At 70.2% G+C, this 17,288-nt stretch carries 13 protein-coding genes; 4 read left to right on the top strand and 9 right to left on the bottom strand.

The window, feature by feature from the left end; translation table 11 throughout:
- Nucleotides 1–2: 2 nt before the first annotated feature.
- Both cphA (ACGHC0_RS20375) and cphA (ACGHC0_RS20370) read right to left on the bottom strand, forming a co-directional pair.
- Nucleotides 3–2,582 (bottom strand): cyanophycin synthetase, encoded by a 2,580-nt coding sequence (gene cphA / locus ACGHC0_RS20375; RefSeq protein WP_415266586.1) that lies wholly within the window; start codon nt 2,580–2,582, stop codon nt 3–5.
- Between the two features lie 52 nt (nt 2,583–2,634).
- A complete protein-coding gene (gene cphA / locus ACGHC0_RS20370) occupies nt 2,635–4,863 on the bottom strand; it encodes a cyanophycin synthetase (protein WP_368352673.1) in 2,229 nt (742 codons plus the stop codon).
- A 243-nt stretch (nt 4,864–5,106) separates the two neighbouring features.
- Between cphA (ACGHC0_RS20370) and ACGHC0_RS20365 the strand changes: the two genes are divergently transcribed.
- The 3 genes from ACGHC0_RS20365 to ACGHC0_RS20355 all read left to right on the top strand — a co-directional run bounded on the left by ACGHC0_RS20365 (nt 5,107) and on the right by ACGHC0_RS20355 (nt 8,552).
- Nucleotides 5,107–7,425, top strand: coding sequence for an ABC transporter ATP-binding protein (locus ACGHC0_RS20365; RefSeq protein WP_368352672.1), 2,319 nt, complete (start codon nt 5,107–5,109; stop codon nt 7,423–7,425).
- Between the two features lie 42 nt (nt 7,426–7,467).
- Entirely contained in the window at nt 7,468–7,953 is a 486-nt protein-coding gene (locus ACGHC0_RS20360; protein ID WP_368352671.1) for a DUF1854 domain-containing protein, read from the top strand.
- A 161-nt stretch (nt 7,954–8,114) separates the two neighbouring features.
- Nucleotides 8,115–8,552 carry a hypothetical protein gene (locus tag ACGHC0_RS20355; RefSeq protein ID WP_368352670.1) on the top strand — a complete coding sequence of 146 codons (438 nt, stop codon included), beginning with the start codon at nt 8,115–8,117 and terminating at the stop codon, nt 8,550–8,552.
- A gap of 27 nt (nt 8,553–8,579) precedes the next feature.
- Here ACGHC0_RS20355 and ACGHC0_RS20350 read toward each other — a convergent pair whose 3' ends face one another.
- The 4 genes from ACGHC0_RS20350 to ACGHC0_RS20335 all read right to left on the bottom strand — a co-directional run bounded on the left by ACGHC0_RS20350 (nt 8,580) and on the right by ACGHC0_RS20335 (nt 12,384).
- Nucleotides 8,580–9,032: an EF-hand domain-containing protein gene (locus ACGHC0_RS20350; RefSeq protein ID WP_368352669.1), complete on the bottom strand. Its 453-nt coding sequence runs from the start codon at nt 9,030–9,032 to the stop codon at nt 8,580–8,582.
- Nucleotides 9,029–9,970: a 5'-nucleotidase gene (locus ACGHC0_RS20345; RefSeq protein ID WP_368352668.1), complete on the bottom strand. Its 942-nt coding sequence runs from the start codon at nt 9,968–9,970 to the stop codon at nt 9,029–9,031. Before ACGHC0_RS20345 ends, ACGHC0_RS20350 begins: the two co-directional genes overlap by 4 nt.
- 7 nt (nt 9,971–9,977) lie before the next feature.
- On the bottom strand, nt 9,978–11,213 hold the full coding sequence (gene gspF, locus ACGHC0_RS20340; RefSeq protein ID WP_288494982.1) for a type II secretion system inner membrane protein GspF: 1,236 nt from the start codon (nt 11,211–11,213) through the stop codon (nt 9,978–9,980).
- A 106-nt stretch (nt 11,214–11,319) separates the two neighbouring features.
- Nucleotides 11,320–12,384, bottom strand: coding sequence for an LLM class flavin-dependent oxidoreductase (locus ACGHC0_RS20335; RefSeq protein WP_405045368.1), 1,065 nt, complete (start codon nt 12,382–12,384; stop codon nt 11,320–11,322).
- Between the two features lie 182 nt (nt 12,385–12,566).
- Between ACGHC0_RS20335 and ACGHC0_RS20330 the strand changes: the two genes are divergently transcribed.
- On the top strand, nt 12,567–13,064 hold the full coding sequence (locus ACGHC0_RS20330; protein WP_368352667.1) for a CZB domain-containing protein: 498 nt from the start codon (nt 12,567–12,569) through the stop codon (nt 13,062–13,064).
- A 3-nt stretch (nt 13,065–13,067) separates the two neighbouring features.
- Here ACGHC0_RS20330 and ACGHC0_RS20325 read toward each other — a convergent pair whose 3' ends face one another.
- The 3 genes from ACGHC0_RS20325 to ACGHC0_RS20315 are packed head-to-tail and all read right to left on the bottom strand — an operon-like array spanning nt 13,068 to nt 17,244.
- Nucleotides 13,068–14,105, bottom strand: coding sequence for a PstS family phosphate ABC transporter substrate-binding protein (locus tag ACGHC0_RS20325; protein WP_368352666.1), 1,038 nt, complete (start codon nt 14,103–14,105; stop codon nt 13,068–13,070).
- Nucleotides 14,102–15,154, bottom strand: a complete 1,053-nt coding sequence (locus tag ACGHC0_RS20320; RefSeq protein ID WP_368352665.1) for a PstS family phosphate ABC transporter substrate-binding protein — start codon at nt 15,152–15,154, stop codon at nt 14,102–14,104. Before ACGHC0_RS20320 ends, ACGHC0_RS20325 begins: the two co-directional genes overlap by 4 nt.
- Nucleotides 15,151–17,244, bottom strand: a complete 2,094-nt coding sequence (locus ACGHC0_RS20315; protein ID WP_415266585.1) for a TonB-dependent siderophore receptor — start codon at nt 17,242–17,244, stop codon at nt 15,151–15,153. The genes ACGHC0_RS20320 and ACGHC0_RS20315 overlap by 4 nt, the downstream gene beginning before the upstream one ends.
- Nucleotides 17,245–17,288 lie beyond the last annotated feature (44 nt).

Raw genomic sequence — 17,288 nt, 5'->3', positions numbered from 1 at the left:
GGTCATTGGGCGGGTGCGCCTTCGGCGCAACGCTTCGCAAGGTGGGCCAGCGCCTCCTCCACCTGGTCGACCAGCACCAGGCAGAGGTCGCCGGGCTGAAGCCGGTCGAGCGCGGCGTCGATGGCCACGAATTCGCCGCGGATCTCGTCGATGTACTTCGTGCGGGAGGCCTGGGCCAGGCCCTCGCGCAGCAGCGCCATCACCTCGCCGTCGGCCCGTCCGCGCTGGGCGGCATCCTGGTAGAGGATCACGTCGTCGAAGGCCGCGCCCAGGATCACCGTCTGCTCGCGGATGTCCTCGTCGCGCCGGTCGCCCGCGCCGCTGATCACCACGCTGCGGCGGTTGCCGGGCAGGGCGTCCACCGCGGCCACCAGGGCGCGCATCGCGTCGGGGTTGTGGCCGTAGTCGGCGATCACGGTCGCGCCGCGGAAGTCCATCACGTTGAAGCGGCCGGGCGCGTTGTCGCTGTCGTTCACGAATCCCGAGAGCCCGCGGCGGATGGTCTGCCACGGCAGGCCGGCGCCCCAGGCGGCGGCCACGGCGGCCATGACGTTCTCCACCTGGAAGCCGATGCGGCCACCCTGCGTGATCGGCACGTCGCGCAGGTGCACCGTCTCGCGCCAGGAGCCCTCGGCCGCGACGATGGAGTCGCCGTCCACGTACACCGAGCGGTGGCCCTGCGCGCGGTGCGTGGCCATCACGGGGTGGTGGCGGTCGCTCGCGAAGTAGATCACCTTGCCGGGCGTGGATGCCGCCATGGCTGCGACGATCGGATCGGCGGCGTTGAGCACCGCGTAGCCGTCGGGCGAGACGTTCTGCACGATCACGCGCTTGAGCACCGCCAGCTCTTCCACCGTGTTGATGTAGTTCATGCCCAGATGGTCACCCGCGCCGATGTTGGTCACCACGGCCACCGAGCAGCGGTCGAAGCCCAGGCCTTCGCGCAGGATGCCGCCGCGCGCGGTTTCGAACACGGCGGCGTCCACCTCGGGGTGCAGCAGCACGTTGCGCGCGCTGCGCGGGCCGGAGCAGTCGCCGCTGTCGATCTGGCGGCCGTTCACGTAAACGCCGTCGGTGTTGGTCATGCCCACGCGCAGGCCCTGGGCGGAGAACAGGTGCGCGATCAGCCGCGCGGTGGTCGTCTTGCCATTGGTGCCGGTGACGGCGACGGTGGGTATGCGCCCGTCCTGGCCGTTCGCGAAGAGCTTGTCCACCATGGCCTGGCCGACGTTGCGCGGCTTGCCGTAGCTCGGCGAGAGGTGCATGCGCAGGCCAGGGGCCGCGTTCACCTCGACGAAGCCGCCGCCTTGCTCTTCCAGCGGGCGCAGCACGGTCTCTGCCACCATGTCCACGCCGCAGATGTGCAGGCCCACCATTTGCGCGGCGGCGACCGCGCGCGCGGCCACGTCGGGATGCACGTCGTCGGTCACGTCGGTGGCCGTGCCGCCGGTGGAGAGGTTGGCGTTGTTGCGCAGGATCACGCGCTGGCCCTTGGCCGGCACGGAATCGGGCGTGAGGCCCTGGGCGGCGAGGCGCGCCACGGCGATGTCGTCCAGGCGGATCTTGGTGAGCGAGGTCGCATGGCCCTCGCCGCGCCGCGGATCGAGGTTGACGAGGTACACGAGCTCCCGCACCGTGCGCTCGCCGTCGCCCAGCACCTGGGGCGGCTCGCGCCGTGCGGCAGCCACAAGCTGGTCGCCCACCACCAACAGCCGGAAATCATGGCCCGGCAGGAAGCGTTCGACCATCACCGTGCCGTATTCGGCCGCAGTGCGGAAGGCTTCCTCCAGCTGGCCGCGCTCGGTGATGTTCACCGTGACGCCCTTGCCCTGGTTGCCGTCCTGCGGCTTCACGACCACGGGCAGGCCCACCTTGAGCGCGACCTCCCAGGCCTCCTCCACGGTCTCGACCGGCTTGCCCAGCGGCACGGGCACGCCGGCGGCGTGCAGCAGGCGCTTGGTGAGATCCTTGTCCTGCGCGATGGATTCGGCCACGGCGCTGGTCGAGTCGACCTCGGCGGCCTGGATGCGGCGCTGCTTCGATCCCCAGCCGAACTGCACCAGGCTGCCGCGCGTGAGACGGCGGTACGGGATGCCGCGCGCCACGGCGGCATCGACGATGGAAGCCGTGCTCGGGCCCAGTCGCTCGTCCTCGTCCAGCTCGCGCAGGCGGGCGATGGCTGCGTCGGCGTCGAAGGGGCCCTGGTTCAGTGCAGCCTCGATCAGTGCCTGGGCGTCCTCGAAGGCCTGGCGGCCCACGGCCTCCTCCGTGTATTCCACGACCACCTGGTACACGCCCGGGTCGGTCGTCGCGGAGGTGCGGCTGAAGCTCACCGGGCAGCCGGCCTGGGCTTGCAGCGCCAGCGCCGCGGACTGCAGCACGTGGGCCAGCGAGATGTCGCTGTCGCCGCCCTCGGGGTGCAGCACGCCCACGGCCGGAAACAGCGCCCTCAGGCGGGCTTCGAAGCCGGCGATCTGGCCCATCGCGCGCTCGTTGCCGGTGCAGGTCACGACGGCCTCGATGGAGGTGTGGCGGCTCCAGAGATTGGGGCCGCGCAGGGCCCGGATGCGGGATACGTCCATGGGGAAAATGCTCTCTTGTGCTTCGCGTTCGAAAGAGGGGGCGGGGCCGCGTTCAGGCAGCGGCCGGGGCCACGGCCGCGGGGGTGGCGCAGGGCGGCTCGGGCTCGAAGGTCTTGATGCCCGCACTGATCAGGTCCGGCGCGACGTCCAGCGCCCAGGCCGTGGCCACGATCGCCAGCAGCGTGTCCGCATCGGGTTGCACCGCGTTGCGGCCGAAGGCCAGGTCGGCGAGCGGGGCCAGCACGTGTTCGGCAGTGCCGGTGGCCAGAACCACCCGGCCGTTCTTCACGAAGACCGCGCGGCCGCCGTCCTGCGCGCGGTGCTCCACGATGGCGGGCAGCATGCCGTCCTGCGCATAGAGCACCACGGCGCCGTCGGACAGCGGCGCCAGTTCCAGCACCTGCGGCTCGGCAGCGTTGAGCACGGCGGCGCCGTGCGGCAGCACCACGTCCACCTGCGTGCGCATCACCTTGTACATCTGGTCCTGGTCCTGCACGTCGAACTCGGCCAGTGCCTCGCGGCCGTCCATGTCGGTGACCACGCCGACCTGGCAGCGGTCGTAGGCCAGGCCGTCGCGCAGGATGGTGCGCGCGTCGTTCTCGATCACCGCGGCCTGCACCGTCTGGTTCATCAGCAGGCGGTGCGCGGCTTCCCAGTGGGCGTTGTCGGACGTATCCACGCAGCGGCGGTTCAGGTACAGGCCTTCGCGGCATGCGAGGCCGGTGTGGCGGCCGCCCAGGTGCATCAGCCACGCCACCACGCGGGCGATGGTGGCGGTGCCGCGGGTGCCCGCCACGCCCACCACCGGAATGCGGCCGGCCGTGCCCTCGGGCGCGTCGTCGGCTGCCGGGAAGAGGTGCTCGGCGATGGCCTGGCCCACGGGGCGGGGCGCGCCCACGGCGGGCTTGAGGTGCATCAGCAGGCTGGGGCCGGCGTTCACCTCGACGATGGCGCCGCCCTGCTCCTGCAGCGGCCGGGAGATGTCCTGGGCCACCAGGTCGATGCCGGCGATGTCCAGTCCCACCACGCGGGCGGCCAGCTGGGCGATGTAGGCCACCTCGGGATGGACATCGTCCGTGCAGTCCACGGCGACGTTGCCGTTGCGCTGCACCACGATAGGCTGGCCCGCGGCGGGCACCGAGTCGGCGCCCAGCCCCTGTCGCTGCAGTTCCAGCTGCACCTTCGGATCGGTCGCCACATTGATGATGTCCAGCGGATACTCCTCCTCATAGCCGCGGCGCGGGTCGGAGTTGATCTGGCTGTCGATGAGCTCGCTCACCGTGGAGCGGCCATTGCCGGTGATGCTCACCACCTCGCCGCGCGCCGCTGCCACCACCTTGCCGTCCACCACCAGCAGGCGGTGCTCGTCGCCAGGAATGAAGCGCTCCACGATCACGTCACTGCCCTCGGGGTAGGCCACGTGGTAGGCCGCCTCGACGTCTTCCCGGCGGCGCAGGTCCAGCGTCACGCCGCGGCCATGGTTGCCGTCCGAGGGCTTGACCACCACGGGCAGGCCGATGTCCTGGGCGGCCTCCCAGGCTTCTTCAGGGCTGTCCACGATCCGGCCTTCCGGCACCGGGACCCCGCAGGAACTCAGCAGGGTCTTGGTGAGGTCCTTGTCGCTGGCGATGCCCTCGGCGATGGCGCTGGTGAACTCGCTCTCGGCCGTCCAGATGCGGCGCTGCGCCGCTCCGTAGCCCAGCTGCACGAGGTTGCCGTCGTTCAGGCGGATATGCGGGATGCCGCGGTCGGACGCGGCCGTGACGATGCAGGCCGTGCTGGGGCCGAGGTACTGGTCGTCCACCTCGGTGCGCACGCGGGCCACGGCCGCCGCCACGTCGAAGGGCTGGTCGTTGATGGCCGCCATGATGAGCCGGTGGCCCTGCTCCAGCGCCACGCGCGCCACGCTCTCGTCCCGGGCGCGGAACACCATGCGGTAGATGCCGCGCTGGCTGGTGCTGCGCGTCTGCCCGAAGCCCGTGGGCATGCCCGAGAGGTTGAGCAGCTCGATCACGATGTGCTCCAGCACGTGGCCGCACCAGGTGCCGCCCTCCAGCCGCTGCAGGAAGCCGCCGCGCTCGCCCACGCCGCAATGGTGCTCGATCAGCGCCGGCAGCCAGCGCGTGAGGCGCTCGTTGAAGCCGGGCAGGGTGTTCGAGGGGTGGTCCTCCAGCGCACCGAGGTCCAGCCAGACTTCGAGCACCGGGCGGTACGTCCAGATGTTGGGGCCGCGCAGGTAGTTGATGCGCAGCAGTTGGATGTCGGGGAATGTCGTCGCCATGGTTGCAGCGTAAAGGAAACGGAGGCCGGCCGGGCCATGCGGGGAAGACGAAGGGGTATGCGGGCGATTGTGCGCCAGCTCGGGCGGGGCTGGCGGTCAGCCCGGGAGGGCGGGGGATGTCAGCGGGGGGCGGGGGCGCAGCGTTAGACGCAGATGCCGGCCGGAGGCACCGGGCATCGGGGACAATGACACCCGGCGAACGGGCTGGCTCCCGGGCCACCCGGGACGGAACCACGAACCAAAATGCACAATCACCATCCTGTGGACGCCTCCGGTGTCTTGACGGGCCCCGCCGGGGCCGAACTGCGAGCGGAACTCGCGTCCGATGAAAACGTAACAGCCGCGCTCGGGGTTGACCTGAGCGCGTCCCTGCGCTTCGCTTCCGGCCTGGTGGCCCTCACGGAGCGGCGGCTGATCGCCCGCGAGGGGAACGGACCCCTGCAGCAGTGGGCCCTGGCTCCCGGCATGGGCCTTCGCATGCTGGACCATGGCGGCGTCGGTACGCTGGAGCTGCACGATGCCGAACGGCGCATCGCGCTCTGGCGTTTCACGCTGGGCCACCATGCGCAGGCCCTGCGCTTCGTGCAGAAATTCGAGCAGCAGGTGGCGCTCCTGCAGCGGCCCGAGGCCATGGACAGCGGACCGGGCGAGGACGAGCCACGTTGCCCCGCATGCCACGCGGTGCTGCCGCCGGATTCCGAGGAATGCCCGGCCTGCGCGCGCGCGCCATCCCCGCCGCCCTCCACCTGGGTGCTGCTGCGCCTGTGGCGCTTCGCGCGGCCCTACCGCAAGCAGCTGGCCGGGGGCTTCGCACTCACGCTGGCCTCCACGGCCGCCACCCTGGTGCCGCCGTACCTGACCATCCCGCTGATGGACGACGTCCTCATTCCGTTCCAGAACGGACAGCAGATTCCCGTGCACCTGGTGGCGCTGTACCTGGGCGGGCTGCTGCTGTCGGCGCTCCTGGCCTGGGGGCTGGGCTGGGCGCGCACCTACATCCTGGCGCTCGTGTCCGAGCGCATCGGCGCCGACCTGCGCACCACCACCTACGAGCACCTGCTCAAGCTCTCGCTCGACTATTTCGGGGGCAAGCGCACGGGCGACCTGATGGCCCGGATCGGCTCGGAAACGGACCGCATCAACGTTTTCCTGTCGCTGCATGCGCTGGATTTCATGACCGACGTGCTCATGATCCTCATGACGGCGGGCATCCTGTTCTCCATCAACCCCTGGCTGGCCCTGGTCACGCTGGTGCCGCTGCCCTTCATCGCCTGGCTCATCCACAACGTGCGCGACCGGCTGCGCACGGGCTTCGAGAAGATCGACCGTGTCTGGTCCGAGGTGACCAACGTGCTCGCCGACACCATTCCCGGCATCCGCGTGGTCAAGGCCTTTGCCCAGGAAAAGCGCGAGGCCCAGCGCTTCCGCGACGCCAACCAGCACAACCTGGAGGTGAACGACCGGCTCAACCGTACGTGGTCGCTGTTCACTCCCACGGTCTCGCTCATGACCGAGATCGGCCTGCTGGTGGTGTGGGGCTTCGGCATCTGGCTCGTGGCGCACAACCAGATCACGGTGGGCGTGCTGGCGGCCTTCATCGCCTACATCGGCCGCTTCTACACCCGGCTGGACTCGATGAGCCGCATCGTTTCCGTCACGCAGAAAGCCGCGGCGGGCGCCAAGCGCATTTTCGACATCCTGGACCACGTCAGCAACGTGCCGGACCCGGCGCAGCCGGTGGCGATGTCGCATGTCCGGGGCGCCATCTCCCTGCGCAACCTGGGCTTTCGCTACGGCAGCCGCTCCGTCATCAAGGGGCTGAACCTGGAGATCCGGCCCGGCGAGATGATCGGCCTCGTGGGCCACAGCGGCTCGGGCAAGAGCACGCTGGTCAACCTCATCAGCCGCTTCTACGACGCCACGGAGGGCTCCATCCAGGTGGACGGCGTGGATGTGCGCCGCCTGCGCGTGGCCGACTACCGCCGCCATATCGGCCTGGTGCTGCAGGAGCCGTTCCTGTTCTTCGGCACGATCGCCGAGAACATCGCCTACGGAAAGCCTGACGCATCGCGCGAGGAGATCGTCGCGGCGGCGCGCGCCGCCCATGCCCACGAGTTCATCCTGCGCCTGCCCCACGGCTACGACTCGCTGGTGGGCGAGCGGGGACAGGGCCTGTCGGGCGGCGAGCGCCAGCGCATCAGCATCGCGCGCGCCCTGCTCATCGATCCCCGCATCCTCATCCTGGACGAGGCCACCTCGGCGGTGGATACCGAGACCGAGAAGGAAATCCAGAAGGCGCTGGACAACCTCGTGCAGGGGCGCACCACCATCGCCATCGCCCACCGGCTCTCCACGCTGCGCAAGGCGGACCGCCTCGTGGTGATGGACCGCGGGGAGATCGTCGAGGTCGGCCCGCACGACGAACTCATGGAGAAGCAGGGCGCCTACTGGCGGCTCTATGAAGCCCAGGCGCGCCGAGCAGAGGAAGACGCGCAGGCGTCCGGCCTCGTGGTGGTGGACAGCGCGCTGCTCCATCCGACCCATCCCGCGGGCTCGTCCTGACCGACCATGGCCGGGCCACTCCTTCCTTCCTCTTCCGCAGCGATGAATCCTTCCCCCGCTTTTCCCGCCTTCGGCCTCGAGCGCGATGCCCATGGCCGGCTGGTCCTGACGCTGGCCGGCGGCACGGTGCACGAAGCCGTCACCCCCGTACGGGCATTCCCCATCGCCGCGCCGGGCGAGGGCCTGTCGCTGGTCGGCCAGGACGGCCACGAGGCCCTCTGGATCGACCGGCTGGATCGCGTGGACGCAGCCGCCCGCGCGCTCATCGAGGAAGAGCTCGCGGCGCGGGAGTTTGTACCCACTATCACGCGGATCGCCGCGGTGTCGAGCTTCACCACGCCCAGCACCTGGACGGTGGAGACCGACCGGGGCGCGGCCCGGCTCATCCTGAAGGGCGAGGAAGACATCCGGCGCCTGGGCAGCCGCAACGCGCTGCTGATCGCCGCGGCCGACGGCGTGCAGTTCCGCGTGCCCGACGTGGCCGCGCTGGACAAGGCCTCCCGGCGCCTGCTGGAGCGCTTTCTGTAGCCTGGGGAGGCCGCTGGCAGGTGGCAAGACTAGGGGAAAACCCTTAAATTACGCCGAAAGGTGAAAAAAGGCCTTAATCCACCCTTTTTTTTGCCGTTATGGATGTACGAGACGGGGATAGCTCCCCCCCGACGTTTCTCGCCAACCAACGGAAGCCTGCCATGCAAATGCCACCTGTCGATCGATCGCCGCTCTGGCGTCCTCAGGGCGCCGATTTGTATTCCACCGGCGCTTCGGGCGCGGTGCCGGTCAGGCCCGTCAATGGCGTGACGCCGGTGGAGTCCACGGACCGCCTGGGCGAGGGCACTTCCATCCGCGAGCCCGACAAGCCCTCGGACAAGGACCCGTCCAACCGCGACTGGACCGAGGTCAAGAAGAAAGAGAAGGAAGAGGCCGAGAAGGCCAAGGAGCCGCCGCCCGAGCCCATCTACAAGCAGCTGCTGGAGTTCATCCAGTCGATGTGGCGCGCGAGCGGCTCCGCCGTGGACATGGCGCAGGAAATCAACAAGAACAGCCTGCAGGAGCGCATGTCCCAGGAAACCAAGGACCAGCCGCTGACCTACGCCGACCCCAAGGTCAAGCGCACGGGCAATTCCTGACCCGGGGGCGGCGGTGCTGCCGGGGGCTTACTTCCGGGCCGCAGGCGCTGAGGCCGCCGGAGCCGGTGAATCGGCGGCGGATGCCGCAGCCGCGGCGGCCTTCGCCCGGTCGCGCTCCGCGCGGTACTTCACCGCATAGGCGCGGACCTCGTCCAGGGTCACGTAGCCGTCGTGGTTGGTGTCGGCGTCGTCGAAGGCGGCTGCCAGGCGCGGAATGATCGACACCTCCTTGCGGCTGAGCTTGCCGTCGCCGTTGAGATCCAGCATGTGGAACTCGCGGATCGCCTTGATCTCGCCCTTGCTGAGCGGCTGGCTGGCCGCGGACTGGGCCGGTTCGGCCGCTGCGGAGGCGTGCGGGGCCCTGGCCGTGGCCTTCGATGGCGCGTCTGCGGCAGAGGCGGACGCGGCGGCGAGGGTCGCCGCCAGTCCCAGCGCCAGGGCGGCCAGGGGATGGTGCAGTCGGGTTCGGAGTCGCATCATGGTGGGAGCAGGGCATCGGCCCGAGGTTCCTCGCGCACGAGGTTGATGATGCCGGCGCTCACGTGCCCGGCCGGCACGTGCCGCGCCGCGGAGGCCACGTGGCTGCGCTGGTCGTCGAAGAAGAAGTCCGGCTCGAATTCCCGCAGGAACGGGCCTTTTTCCAGCCCGCCGAGGAACATCGCCTCGTCCACGGTGATGCCCCAGTCCAGCAGCGTGCGCACGGCGCGCTCGTGGGCCGGGGCGCTGCGCGCCGTCACCAGCGCGGTGCGGATGCGCATGGTCTCCGAGGCATCGGCCTGCTGCTGCAACTGGTGCAGCGCGGCCAGCAATGGCTTGAAGGGGCCGCCGGCCAGGGGCAGCGCCGCCTTGCTCACTTCGTGCTCGTGGAAGGCGGGCAGGCCGCCCTGCTGGTAGATGCGCTCGGCCTCGTCGGAGAACAGCACCGCATCGCCGTCGAAGGCGATGCGCACCTCGTGCGGGTAGCGGTCGCCGGCCGGCGTGGAATCGGTCATCACGCGCGCCGCAGGGAAGCCCATGTTCAGCGCCTGCTGCACGTCCTTCTCGTTGGCCGAGAGGAACAGGTGCGCGCCCAGCGGCCGCAGGTAGGCGAACGGGTCGCGCCCGCGCGTGAACACCCCGCGCTCGATGTGCATGCCCGCGGCGTGCGCCGAGGCGAACACGCGCATGCCGCTGGCCGGGTCGTTGCGCGACAGCACCACCACCTCCACGCGCTGCGCCTGGGCGGTATTGAAGCCGAGCAGCTTGCGCACCAGCGGGAAGGCGATGCCCGCGCGCGCGGGCTGCTGTACCAGCTCCAGCTGGCGGCGCATGTAGGCGGCCTCGTCGCCGGCCTCGAACAGGCGGTTCTCTTCCTCGAAATCGAACAGCGCCCGGGAGGAGATGGCGACGACGAGCTTGTCGTCCAGGGTCAGGGCCATGGCAGGGCTACTTCACGAACTGGTTGAGCTGGATGATGGGCATGAGCACCGCCAGCACGATGAGCATCACGATCACGCCCATCGCCACGATGAGCAGGGGCTCCAGGATGGTGGCCAGCTGCATCGCGCGGCGCTGCACCTCGGCCGACAGCTGCGCGGCCGCGCGCTGCAGCATCAGCGGCAATTGCCCCGTCTGCTCGCCCAGGCGCGCGAACATCGACACCAGGCCGGGGAACCGCTTTTTCTGCGCCAGCGCGGAGGCCAGTGGCGCGCCCTCGCGCACCAGCACCAGCGCGTCGAGTGCGTCCGCGCGCATGGCGGTGTTGCCCAGCGTCTCGGCGGCGGCCTGCAGGGCCTTCAGGATGGGCACGCCCGCGCCGGCCAGCATCGACAGCGTGCCCGTGAAACGGGCCGCGTTGTAGCCGCGCGAGAGCCGGCCCACCACGGGCAGGCCCAGCCAGGCGGCATCGAAGCGTTCGCGCACGCGGGGCTGCGCCAGTGCGGAGCGGGCGGCCAGCGCCAGCACCACCAGCACCCCCAGGGCCGCCCAGCCGTAGCTGCGCACGGCGTCGGAGAAGGCCATCATCGCCACCGTGAGGAAGGGCAGGGCGCGCTTGCTGCCCGCGAACACCGCGGCCACCTGCGGCACCACGTAGCCCACGAGGAACAGCACGATCACGATCGCGATCACCGTCACGATCGCCGGATAGAGGGACGCGCCGATGAGCTTGGCCTTGAGCGCCTGCCGCTCTTCGAGGTCGTCCGCCAGGCGCTCCAGCACCAGGCCCAGGTGGCCGCTGGATTCGCCGGCACCGATCACCGCGCAATAGATGGACGAGAACTCGCGCGGGTGCGCCGTGAGCGCCCGCGCGAAGGTGGAGCCGGCATTCACCTCGGCCCGCAGCGTGGCCACCAGGTGGCGCTGCCGGTCGTCATCCGACTCGTCGGCCAGCGCCGTGAGCGCCCGCTCCAGCGGCAGCCCCGAAGACACCAGCCCCGCGAGCTGGCGCGTCCACACCGCCAGGCCCGTGGCGCCGAACACCGGCCGCGTGAACAGCCGCTGCCCGAGCGAGACGCTGCCATCCCCGCCCGCGCCCTGGCCGGTGCCGAGCGCCTCCACGGCCAGCGGCACCAGCGCCTGGGCGCGCAGCAGGCTGCGCGCCGCCTTGGCGTTGTCGGCTTCGAGGGTGCCTTTGCGGGTCTGCCCCTGGGCATCGAGGGCTTCGAAAGAAAACGCGGGCATGCGGGCAGGAAGTTCGGGGAGGGCGGTCGGACCGGAAACGGGGCGCCAGCGGCGCGACGGACGGAGATGGTAGCCGCTGCCGGCGACGGGACCGTGCCCCGGTGTGTCAGGCCGTGTGCGCGGCCTCCACCGCGGCGTTCGCCTGCGCGGCGATCTCCAGCGAGCGCAGCCGCAGCGCCGGGTCGTACACATCGCTCACCAGCATGAACTCGTCGGCGAGCGTCTCCCCGGCCAGCGCCCGCAGGCCGGCCTGCACCGTCTCCGGCCCGCCGACCACGCCCGCCGCCAGGAAGTCGCCGATCGCCGCGCGCTCCTGCGGCGACAGCAGTGCCGCGTAATCCCGCACCGGCGGCTGCAGCAGGCCGCGCCGCCCCGTCAGGATGCCCAGCACCCGCTGGTAGGTGCTGCTGGCGAGGTAGTCGGCCTCCTCGTCGGTATCGGCCGCGATCACCGGCACGCCGATCGCCACGTAGGGCTTCTCCAGCGTGGCGGAGGGGCGGAACAGCCGGCGGTACAGGTCCAGTGCCTGGTGTAGCAGCCGCGGCGCGAAATGCGAGGCGAAGGCATAGGGCAGGCCCCGCTCGGCCGCGAGCTGCGCAGAGAACAGGCTGGAGCCCAGCAGCCAGATGGGCACCTGCGTGCCCGCGCCCGGCACGGCCGTGATGCGCTGTCCTGGCTGGGCGGGGCCGAGCAGGCGCTGCAGCTCGGCCACGTCGCGCGGGAAGTCTTCCTCGGTCTCGACACGGTCGCGGCGCAGCGCACGCATCGTGGGCCCGTCGGTGCCGGGCGCGCGGCCCAGGCCCAGGTCGATGCGGCCCGGGTACAGCTCGGCCAGCGTGCCGAACGCCTCGGCCACCACCAGCGGCGCATGGTTGGGCAGCATGATGCCGCCCGAGCCCACGCGGATCGAGCGCGTGCCGCCCGCGATGTGGCCCACCAGCACCGCCGTGGCGGAGCTGGCGATGCCCGGCATGTTGTGGTGCTCCGCCAGCCAGTAGCGCCGGAACCCCAGCGATTCCGCATGCTGCGCGGTGCGCAGCGCCAGGGCCAGAGCATCGGCCACGTTGCCGCCCTCGCGCACCGCCACCAGGTCCAGCATGGAGAGCGCGGGGCGATGGCCGCCCCCGGGAGCAATGGAAGACGGGGCCGTGGAGGAAGGGGTGGAGGGCATCGTGGTCGTCATGCGGACCATTGTGCGGCGCACCCCAAAACCGCTGTGGCCATGCGGGCAACCGGGGCACCGATGGCAAATCGATTGCTTAAATTTATCGTTTAAGGCAAATCAATTATTTCAAATAAAATACCCCCTTCGCTCCTTCCTTCTTCCTCCGTTCCGATCGCGCTCACGCCACCATGGGATTCTTCAGCCGACTGTTCCCGCCCCGGGCCGACGGCCGTCCCGTGCCCGATGACTGGACCTCGCTGCCCGACAGCCAGGCCAGCGAACTGGTGCTGATGGGCGACGAGGCCGCCAAGCTGCTGGCCGAGATCGACATCGACGCCGCCATCGCCGCCCAGGAGCGCTGGGTGCCCTGGCTGGAGCTGGTGCTGCTGCGCGGCGCACACGACGAACGCCTGCGCCCCGAGGCCATCCGCGACGACACCCGTTCCGAGCTCGGCCAATGGCTGCGCGGCCCCGGCCGCATCGCCCTGGGGCATTTGCCGGCCTTCGACATGATGGCCCGCCGCCACCGCTACTTCCACCAGCAGGCCGCCGACGTGGTGCTGCACGCCGAAGCCGGCGATGAGCGCCAGGCCCGGCAGGCCTTCAAGAGCTGCCACCATGCCTCGCGGCAGGTGGTGATGCTGCTGCAGGAGTTGAAGCGCGGCCTGGCCCGGGCGGCGCGCTAGCGGTCAGCGGCCCAGCGCTTCGAGCTTCTGCCGCTCCCGTCGCAGATCCTCGGGGCTCAGGGGAACGTAGCCTTCCTCCGATGCCGTCTGTGCGGCGACCAGTGCCTGGCCTTCGTCCGACAGCGAAAGCCGGAGGTATTCGAGCACCAGCGGCTCCAGCGGCCGGCCGGGTGCCTTGTTGACGTAGAACTGCACCGGCGCCGAGAACGGGTAGAGTCCGCGCCGCACGTCGTCCAGCGCAGGCGTGTGGAAAGCGGTGCCCGGCTCGGAGGCGAGGGGCAGCACGCGCACGTTGCCGGATACCGCGGCGGCATTCATCCACCCCACCAGCGCCATGCCGTAGGGATCGGCCGCGACCGCGCGGACCAATGCCTCGCGGGACGACAGGGCTTCATAGCGCGGGCTGAACGGCCGCCCGCCGAAGTACCGCATCCGCATGCCGGTGGCGAACCCTCCGTCGTCGCGCAGTCCATAGAGGTGGATGCGGCGTTCGGCCCAGGCGCCGCCCAGGCCCAGCTGCCCCCAGGTGCTGAGATTTCCCGCCGCCGCACCTTCGGTGAAGATGCGCGCGACGTCCTGCACCGCCAGGCCCGCCAGCGGGTTCGCGGTGTTCACATAGACCGCCGGCGGTGTCTTGGCCGGCGGGCGGGGGCCGTGCCCGTTGTAGCCGATGCGCACGGCCGTGGGCTCGTAGCCGAACACCTGCACGAAGGCGCTGCGGTCCGCCGGCCACAGGTCGCGGGTCATCGGCGCCACCATCGTGGCACCGGCCGTCAATGCCGGCATGCCGGTGGAAGAGCCTTCCATGCGCGTGGTGAACCGCAGGTCCGGATGGTGCCGCACGAACAGGGCATTCAGCGAAGTCACCAGTTCATCCATGCCATCGTTGCCGACGATGGCGATGCTGCCGTCGCGCTGCAGGTAGCTCGCGCCTGGCGCTGGGGCGAGGGCGCGCGGCGTATCGGTTTGCTGCGCAGCACAGGCGCAGGAGGCCGCCACGGCCATGCCGGCCAGGAGGCGGCGAATGCGTGCGGCGGTCATGCGGTGGACTCCAGCTTCGCGCGTTCCCGGGCCGCGTCGGCTTCGGACAGCGGCAGGTAGCCGCGGGGCTGGGACGCCACGATCTGCTGGCCTTCGCGCGACAGCACCAGCCGCAGGTATTCGCGCACCACCGGATCGATGGGCCGGCCCTTCTGCTGCCGTACATAGAAAAAAAGCGGCCGGCCCAGCCCGTAGCGCCCGCTGGCCACTTCGGCCGCCGTGCCTGTCGTGGCCGCTCCGTCGGGGCCGATCAGTGCGAGCTGCTTCACCTGCGCATCCTCCCGGCCGATGGCGGCGACAGCGATGCCGGCGGGATCGGACCCCAGCCGCCGCAGCAGCTCGCCGGTGCCGCCATGGAATTCGTGGCGCGGATTGAGCGGCAGCCGCTGCAGTTGCCGCGCCTGCAGGTAGTTCCCGAAGCCCGTGTATTCCGGCGTCCCGTAAGGGTGGATCGTGCGCCCGGCCCACTCCCCGCCGAGGCCGAGCTGCCCCCAGTGCGAGTAGTCGCCACCGGCATTGCCCACGGCGAACACGCGCGCCATCTGCTCCAGCGAGATGCCTGTGAGCGGATTGCTGCGGTGCACATACACCGCCAGCGACGTCGCCAGATGCTGCGAGGTGTCGTCGGACGTATGTGCCACGCGGATCTCCAGCGGATCGGTGCCCACGATCTTGCGATACGGCACCCGTTCGACGGGGTTGATTTCCCGGCCCATGGCGCCGAACAGCGTCTTGTCGAACATCAGCAGCGGCACCGCGCTGGTGGTGCCTCTGGATTCGAACACGAAGCGCGTGCCGGGATGTGTGCGTGCATAGAGTGCGTTGAAGCGGCGCACGATGAACTCGACGTGCTCGGCGCCGCCGATGCGGATCGCGCCGTCCGGCGTCATCCATCCGGCCTCTGCGCCTGGCTGCGCCGGCTCGGGCACATAGGGCTGCAGCGCCGCGTCGAGCACCCGGTCCGTGGAGCCGGCCGCGTCCGCGCGCAGGCAGGCCAGGCCGCCGGCAGCCAGCAGCAGCGAGCGGCGTGCCAGGCGGTGGCCGGTCACAGGTCCACCTTGACGGTGGCCTTGACCGTGCGCGGTGCGCCGGTGGCCAGGCGGGTGCCGGCCGCGGCCCAGTACTGCTTGCCCCCAGCGTTCTCCACGTTCAGCTGCAGCAGCGTGCGCTTGCCGAGCAGCGAGGTGGCATAGCCCACGCCGGCGGTATAGATCGTGTAGCCGCCCAGGAAGGCCTGGTTCAGGTCGTTGACCGGGCGGCGTCCCGTGAAGTAAGCGCCCCCGTTCACGTTCAGGCCGGGCACCGCGGCGATGTCGTAGGACAGGAAGGCGCTGGCCGTCTTCTTCGCCGTGTTCTCCGGCAGCTTGCCGTCGTAGGCCGGGCCGATGTCCTCGAACTTCGCATCGATCAGCTGCGCCGAGACCTGCCATGCGAGCTGGCGCGTCAGCCGGCCCTGGGCGGAGGCTTCGATGCCCTGGTACCTCTGCCGGCCGTCCGCGGTGAAGATGTTGCTGGTGTTGGTGTAGTAGCCCGGGCGGTCGATGTCGAACACCGCGGTGGACAGCAGCGTCCCGCCGACGCTCCAGCGCAGTCCCAGTTCCTTCTGCTTGCTCACGCCGGGGGGCAGGCGGGTGTTGACGTTGGCCGAGCCGGTAGGGGCCGTCTCGCCTTCTTCCAGGCCCTGCGAATACGACCCGTACACCGAGAGATCCGGGCTGAACTTGTGGATCACCGCCGCCATCGGGCTGGTCTTGGTGGCCGCGTAGTTGAGCGCGCCCTGGTTGCTGCCGTAGTCGGTGTAGCGCACGCCGGCGATCACCTGCCACCGCGGCGACAGCTCGATGCGGTCCACCGCATAGATGCCCTTTTCTTCCGTCTCGTAGCCGGGCGTGGTCGGCGCGGTGGGCGCCGCGCCGTAGGTCACGCTGGTGATCGGGGCCGGGTTGTAGAGGTTCTGGGTGGCGCTGTAGTTGCGCTGGTAGATCGGGTCCTGCGTCTTGTTCGTCCGCGCGGCGCCCAGCGTGAGTTCGTTCCGGTAGCCGGCGACGCTGAAGGTGCCGAAGGCCTCGGCCCGCAGCATGTCCGACTCCACCACGTGGTGCTGGATGTTGCCGCGGATCGTGCCCGCGCCGGTGGCGGTGTTGTTCAGCGTGAAGATCGACAGGCGGCGGTCGCGGGCCGTCTTCGACCGGCCTGCTTCCAGCGTGAGCGCCCAGTCGTCGCTCAGCGAATAGTCGGCGCGCACCTGGGCATTCGTTGTCTCGGCGTCGAACACTGCCATGTTGGGCGCGATGAGGGCGCGCGCGTCCGGCACGCGCGGAAGCGTGATGCGGCCGTTGACGGCCGCGGGCAGAGCGATGCCCGCCTGCTCCACGAGCTTCCTGCGGTCGTATTCGAGGTCGGCCCGCAGCGACAGGCGGCTGTCCACGCGCCAGTCGAATGCCGCCGACAGGAAGCGCCGGCTGCCGTCGTCGGCGCCGCGCATGGAATTGCCCAGCGTGCCTCCGGCGGCATTGATCCGCAGGCCGTACTGCTGCGCATCGCCGAACCGGCGGCCCACGTCCGCCGTGCCCAGCACCGTGCCGTAGTTATCGAACACCGTGCCGACCGTTGCCACGGGCGTGGCGCCCGCGCGCTTGGTCACGAAATTCACCACCCCTGACGGCGCGGTGAAACCGTAGTAGATGGCCGACGTGCCCTTGAGCACTTCCACCCGCTCCTTGTCCTCCATCGGCACCTGCGAGAAATTCATGATCGGCAGTGAGCCGTTCAGCCGGTAGTTGGTGCGGTTTTCCACCGCGATGCCGCGGATCACCAACTGGTCCCAGCTGTCGCCGCCGTTCTGCTGGCGCGTCACGCCCGCGGTGTTGCGCACCGCGTCGTACAGGCCGCCGGCCGCCTGCCGGTCCAGCACCTCGCGCGTGATCACGTTCACCGTGGCCGGCACATCCATGATGGACGCCCCGCGGAACGTGCCCGCCTCCACGGTGTTGGGAACGAAACCGTTGGACCGCTCGTCGCGGACGGTCAGCGTGTCCAGCGACTTGTCGGAAGACCCCTTGTCAGCGCTCTGGGCGTGGAGGGCGGGCGCACAGGCGAGCATGGCCGCGGCGGCCAGCGAAGACGGCAGGAACTTCATAAAAAATCACTATGGCAGGAATTAACAGATACATATGATAACAA

The sequence above is a fragment of the Acidovorax sacchari genome (genome assembly GCF_042847045.1).
Lineage (GTDB): Bacteria > Pseudomonadota > Gammaproteobacteria > Burkholderiales > Burkholderiaceae_C > Paracidovorax > Paracidovorax sacchari.
Note: the sequence above shows the minus strand (reverse complement) of the source record. Positions and strands in the feature narration are given on the sequence as shown.

Excerpts from the sequence above, each read along its gene's own strand:
- ACGHC0_RS20355 (WP_368352670.1), top strand. The coding sequence starts at position 8,115 with ATGCAAATGCCACCTGTCGATCGATCGCCGCTCTGGCGTCCTCAGGGC.
- gspF (WP_288494982.1), bottom strand. The coding sequence starts at position 11,213 with ATGCCCGCGTTTTCTTTCGAAGCCCTCGATGCCCAGGGGCAGACCCGC.
- cphA (WP_415266586.1), bottom strand. The coding sequence starts at position 2,582 with ATGGACGTATCCCGCATCCGGGCCCTGCGCGGCCCCAATCTCTGGAGC.
- cphA (WP_368352673.1), bottom strand. The coding sequence starts at position 4,863 with ATGGCGACGACATTCCCCGACATCCAACTGCTGCGCATCAACTACCTG.
- ACGHC0_RS20335 (WP_405045368.1), bottom strand. The coding sequence starts at position 12,384 with ATGCCCTCCACCCCTTCCTCCACGGCCCCGTCTTCCATTGCTCCCGGG.
- ACGHC0_RS20315 (WP_415266585.1), bottom strand. The coding sequence starts at position 17,244 with ATGAAGTTCCTGCCGTCTTCGCTGGCCGCCGCGGCCATGCTCGCCTGT.
- ACGHC0_RS20350 (WP_368352669.1), bottom strand. The coding sequence starts at position 9,032 with ATGATGCGACTCCGAACCCGACTGCACCATCCCCTGGCCGCCCTGGCG.
- ACGHC0_RS20365 (WP_368352672.1), top strand. The coding sequence starts at position 5,107 with ATGCACAATCACCATCCTGTGGACGCCTCCGGTGTCTTGACGGGCCCC.
- ACGHC0_RS20345 (WP_368352668.1), bottom strand. The coding sequence starts at position 9,970 with ATGGCCCTGACCCTGGACGACAAGCTCGTCGTCGCCATCTCCTCCCGG.
- ACGHC0_RS20360 (WP_368352671.1), top strand. The coding sequence starts at position 7,468 with ATGAATCCTTCCCCCGCTTTTCCCGCCTTCGGCCTCGAGCGCGATGCC.
- ACGHC0_RS20325 (WP_368352666.1), bottom strand. The coding sequence starts at position 14,105 with ATGACCGCCGCACGCATTCGCCGCCTCCTGGCCGGCATGGCCGTGGCG.
- ACGHC0_RS20330 (WP_368352667.1), top strand. The coding sequence starts at position 12,567 with ATGGGATTCTTCAGCCGACTGTTCCCGCCCCGGGCCGACGGCCGTCCC.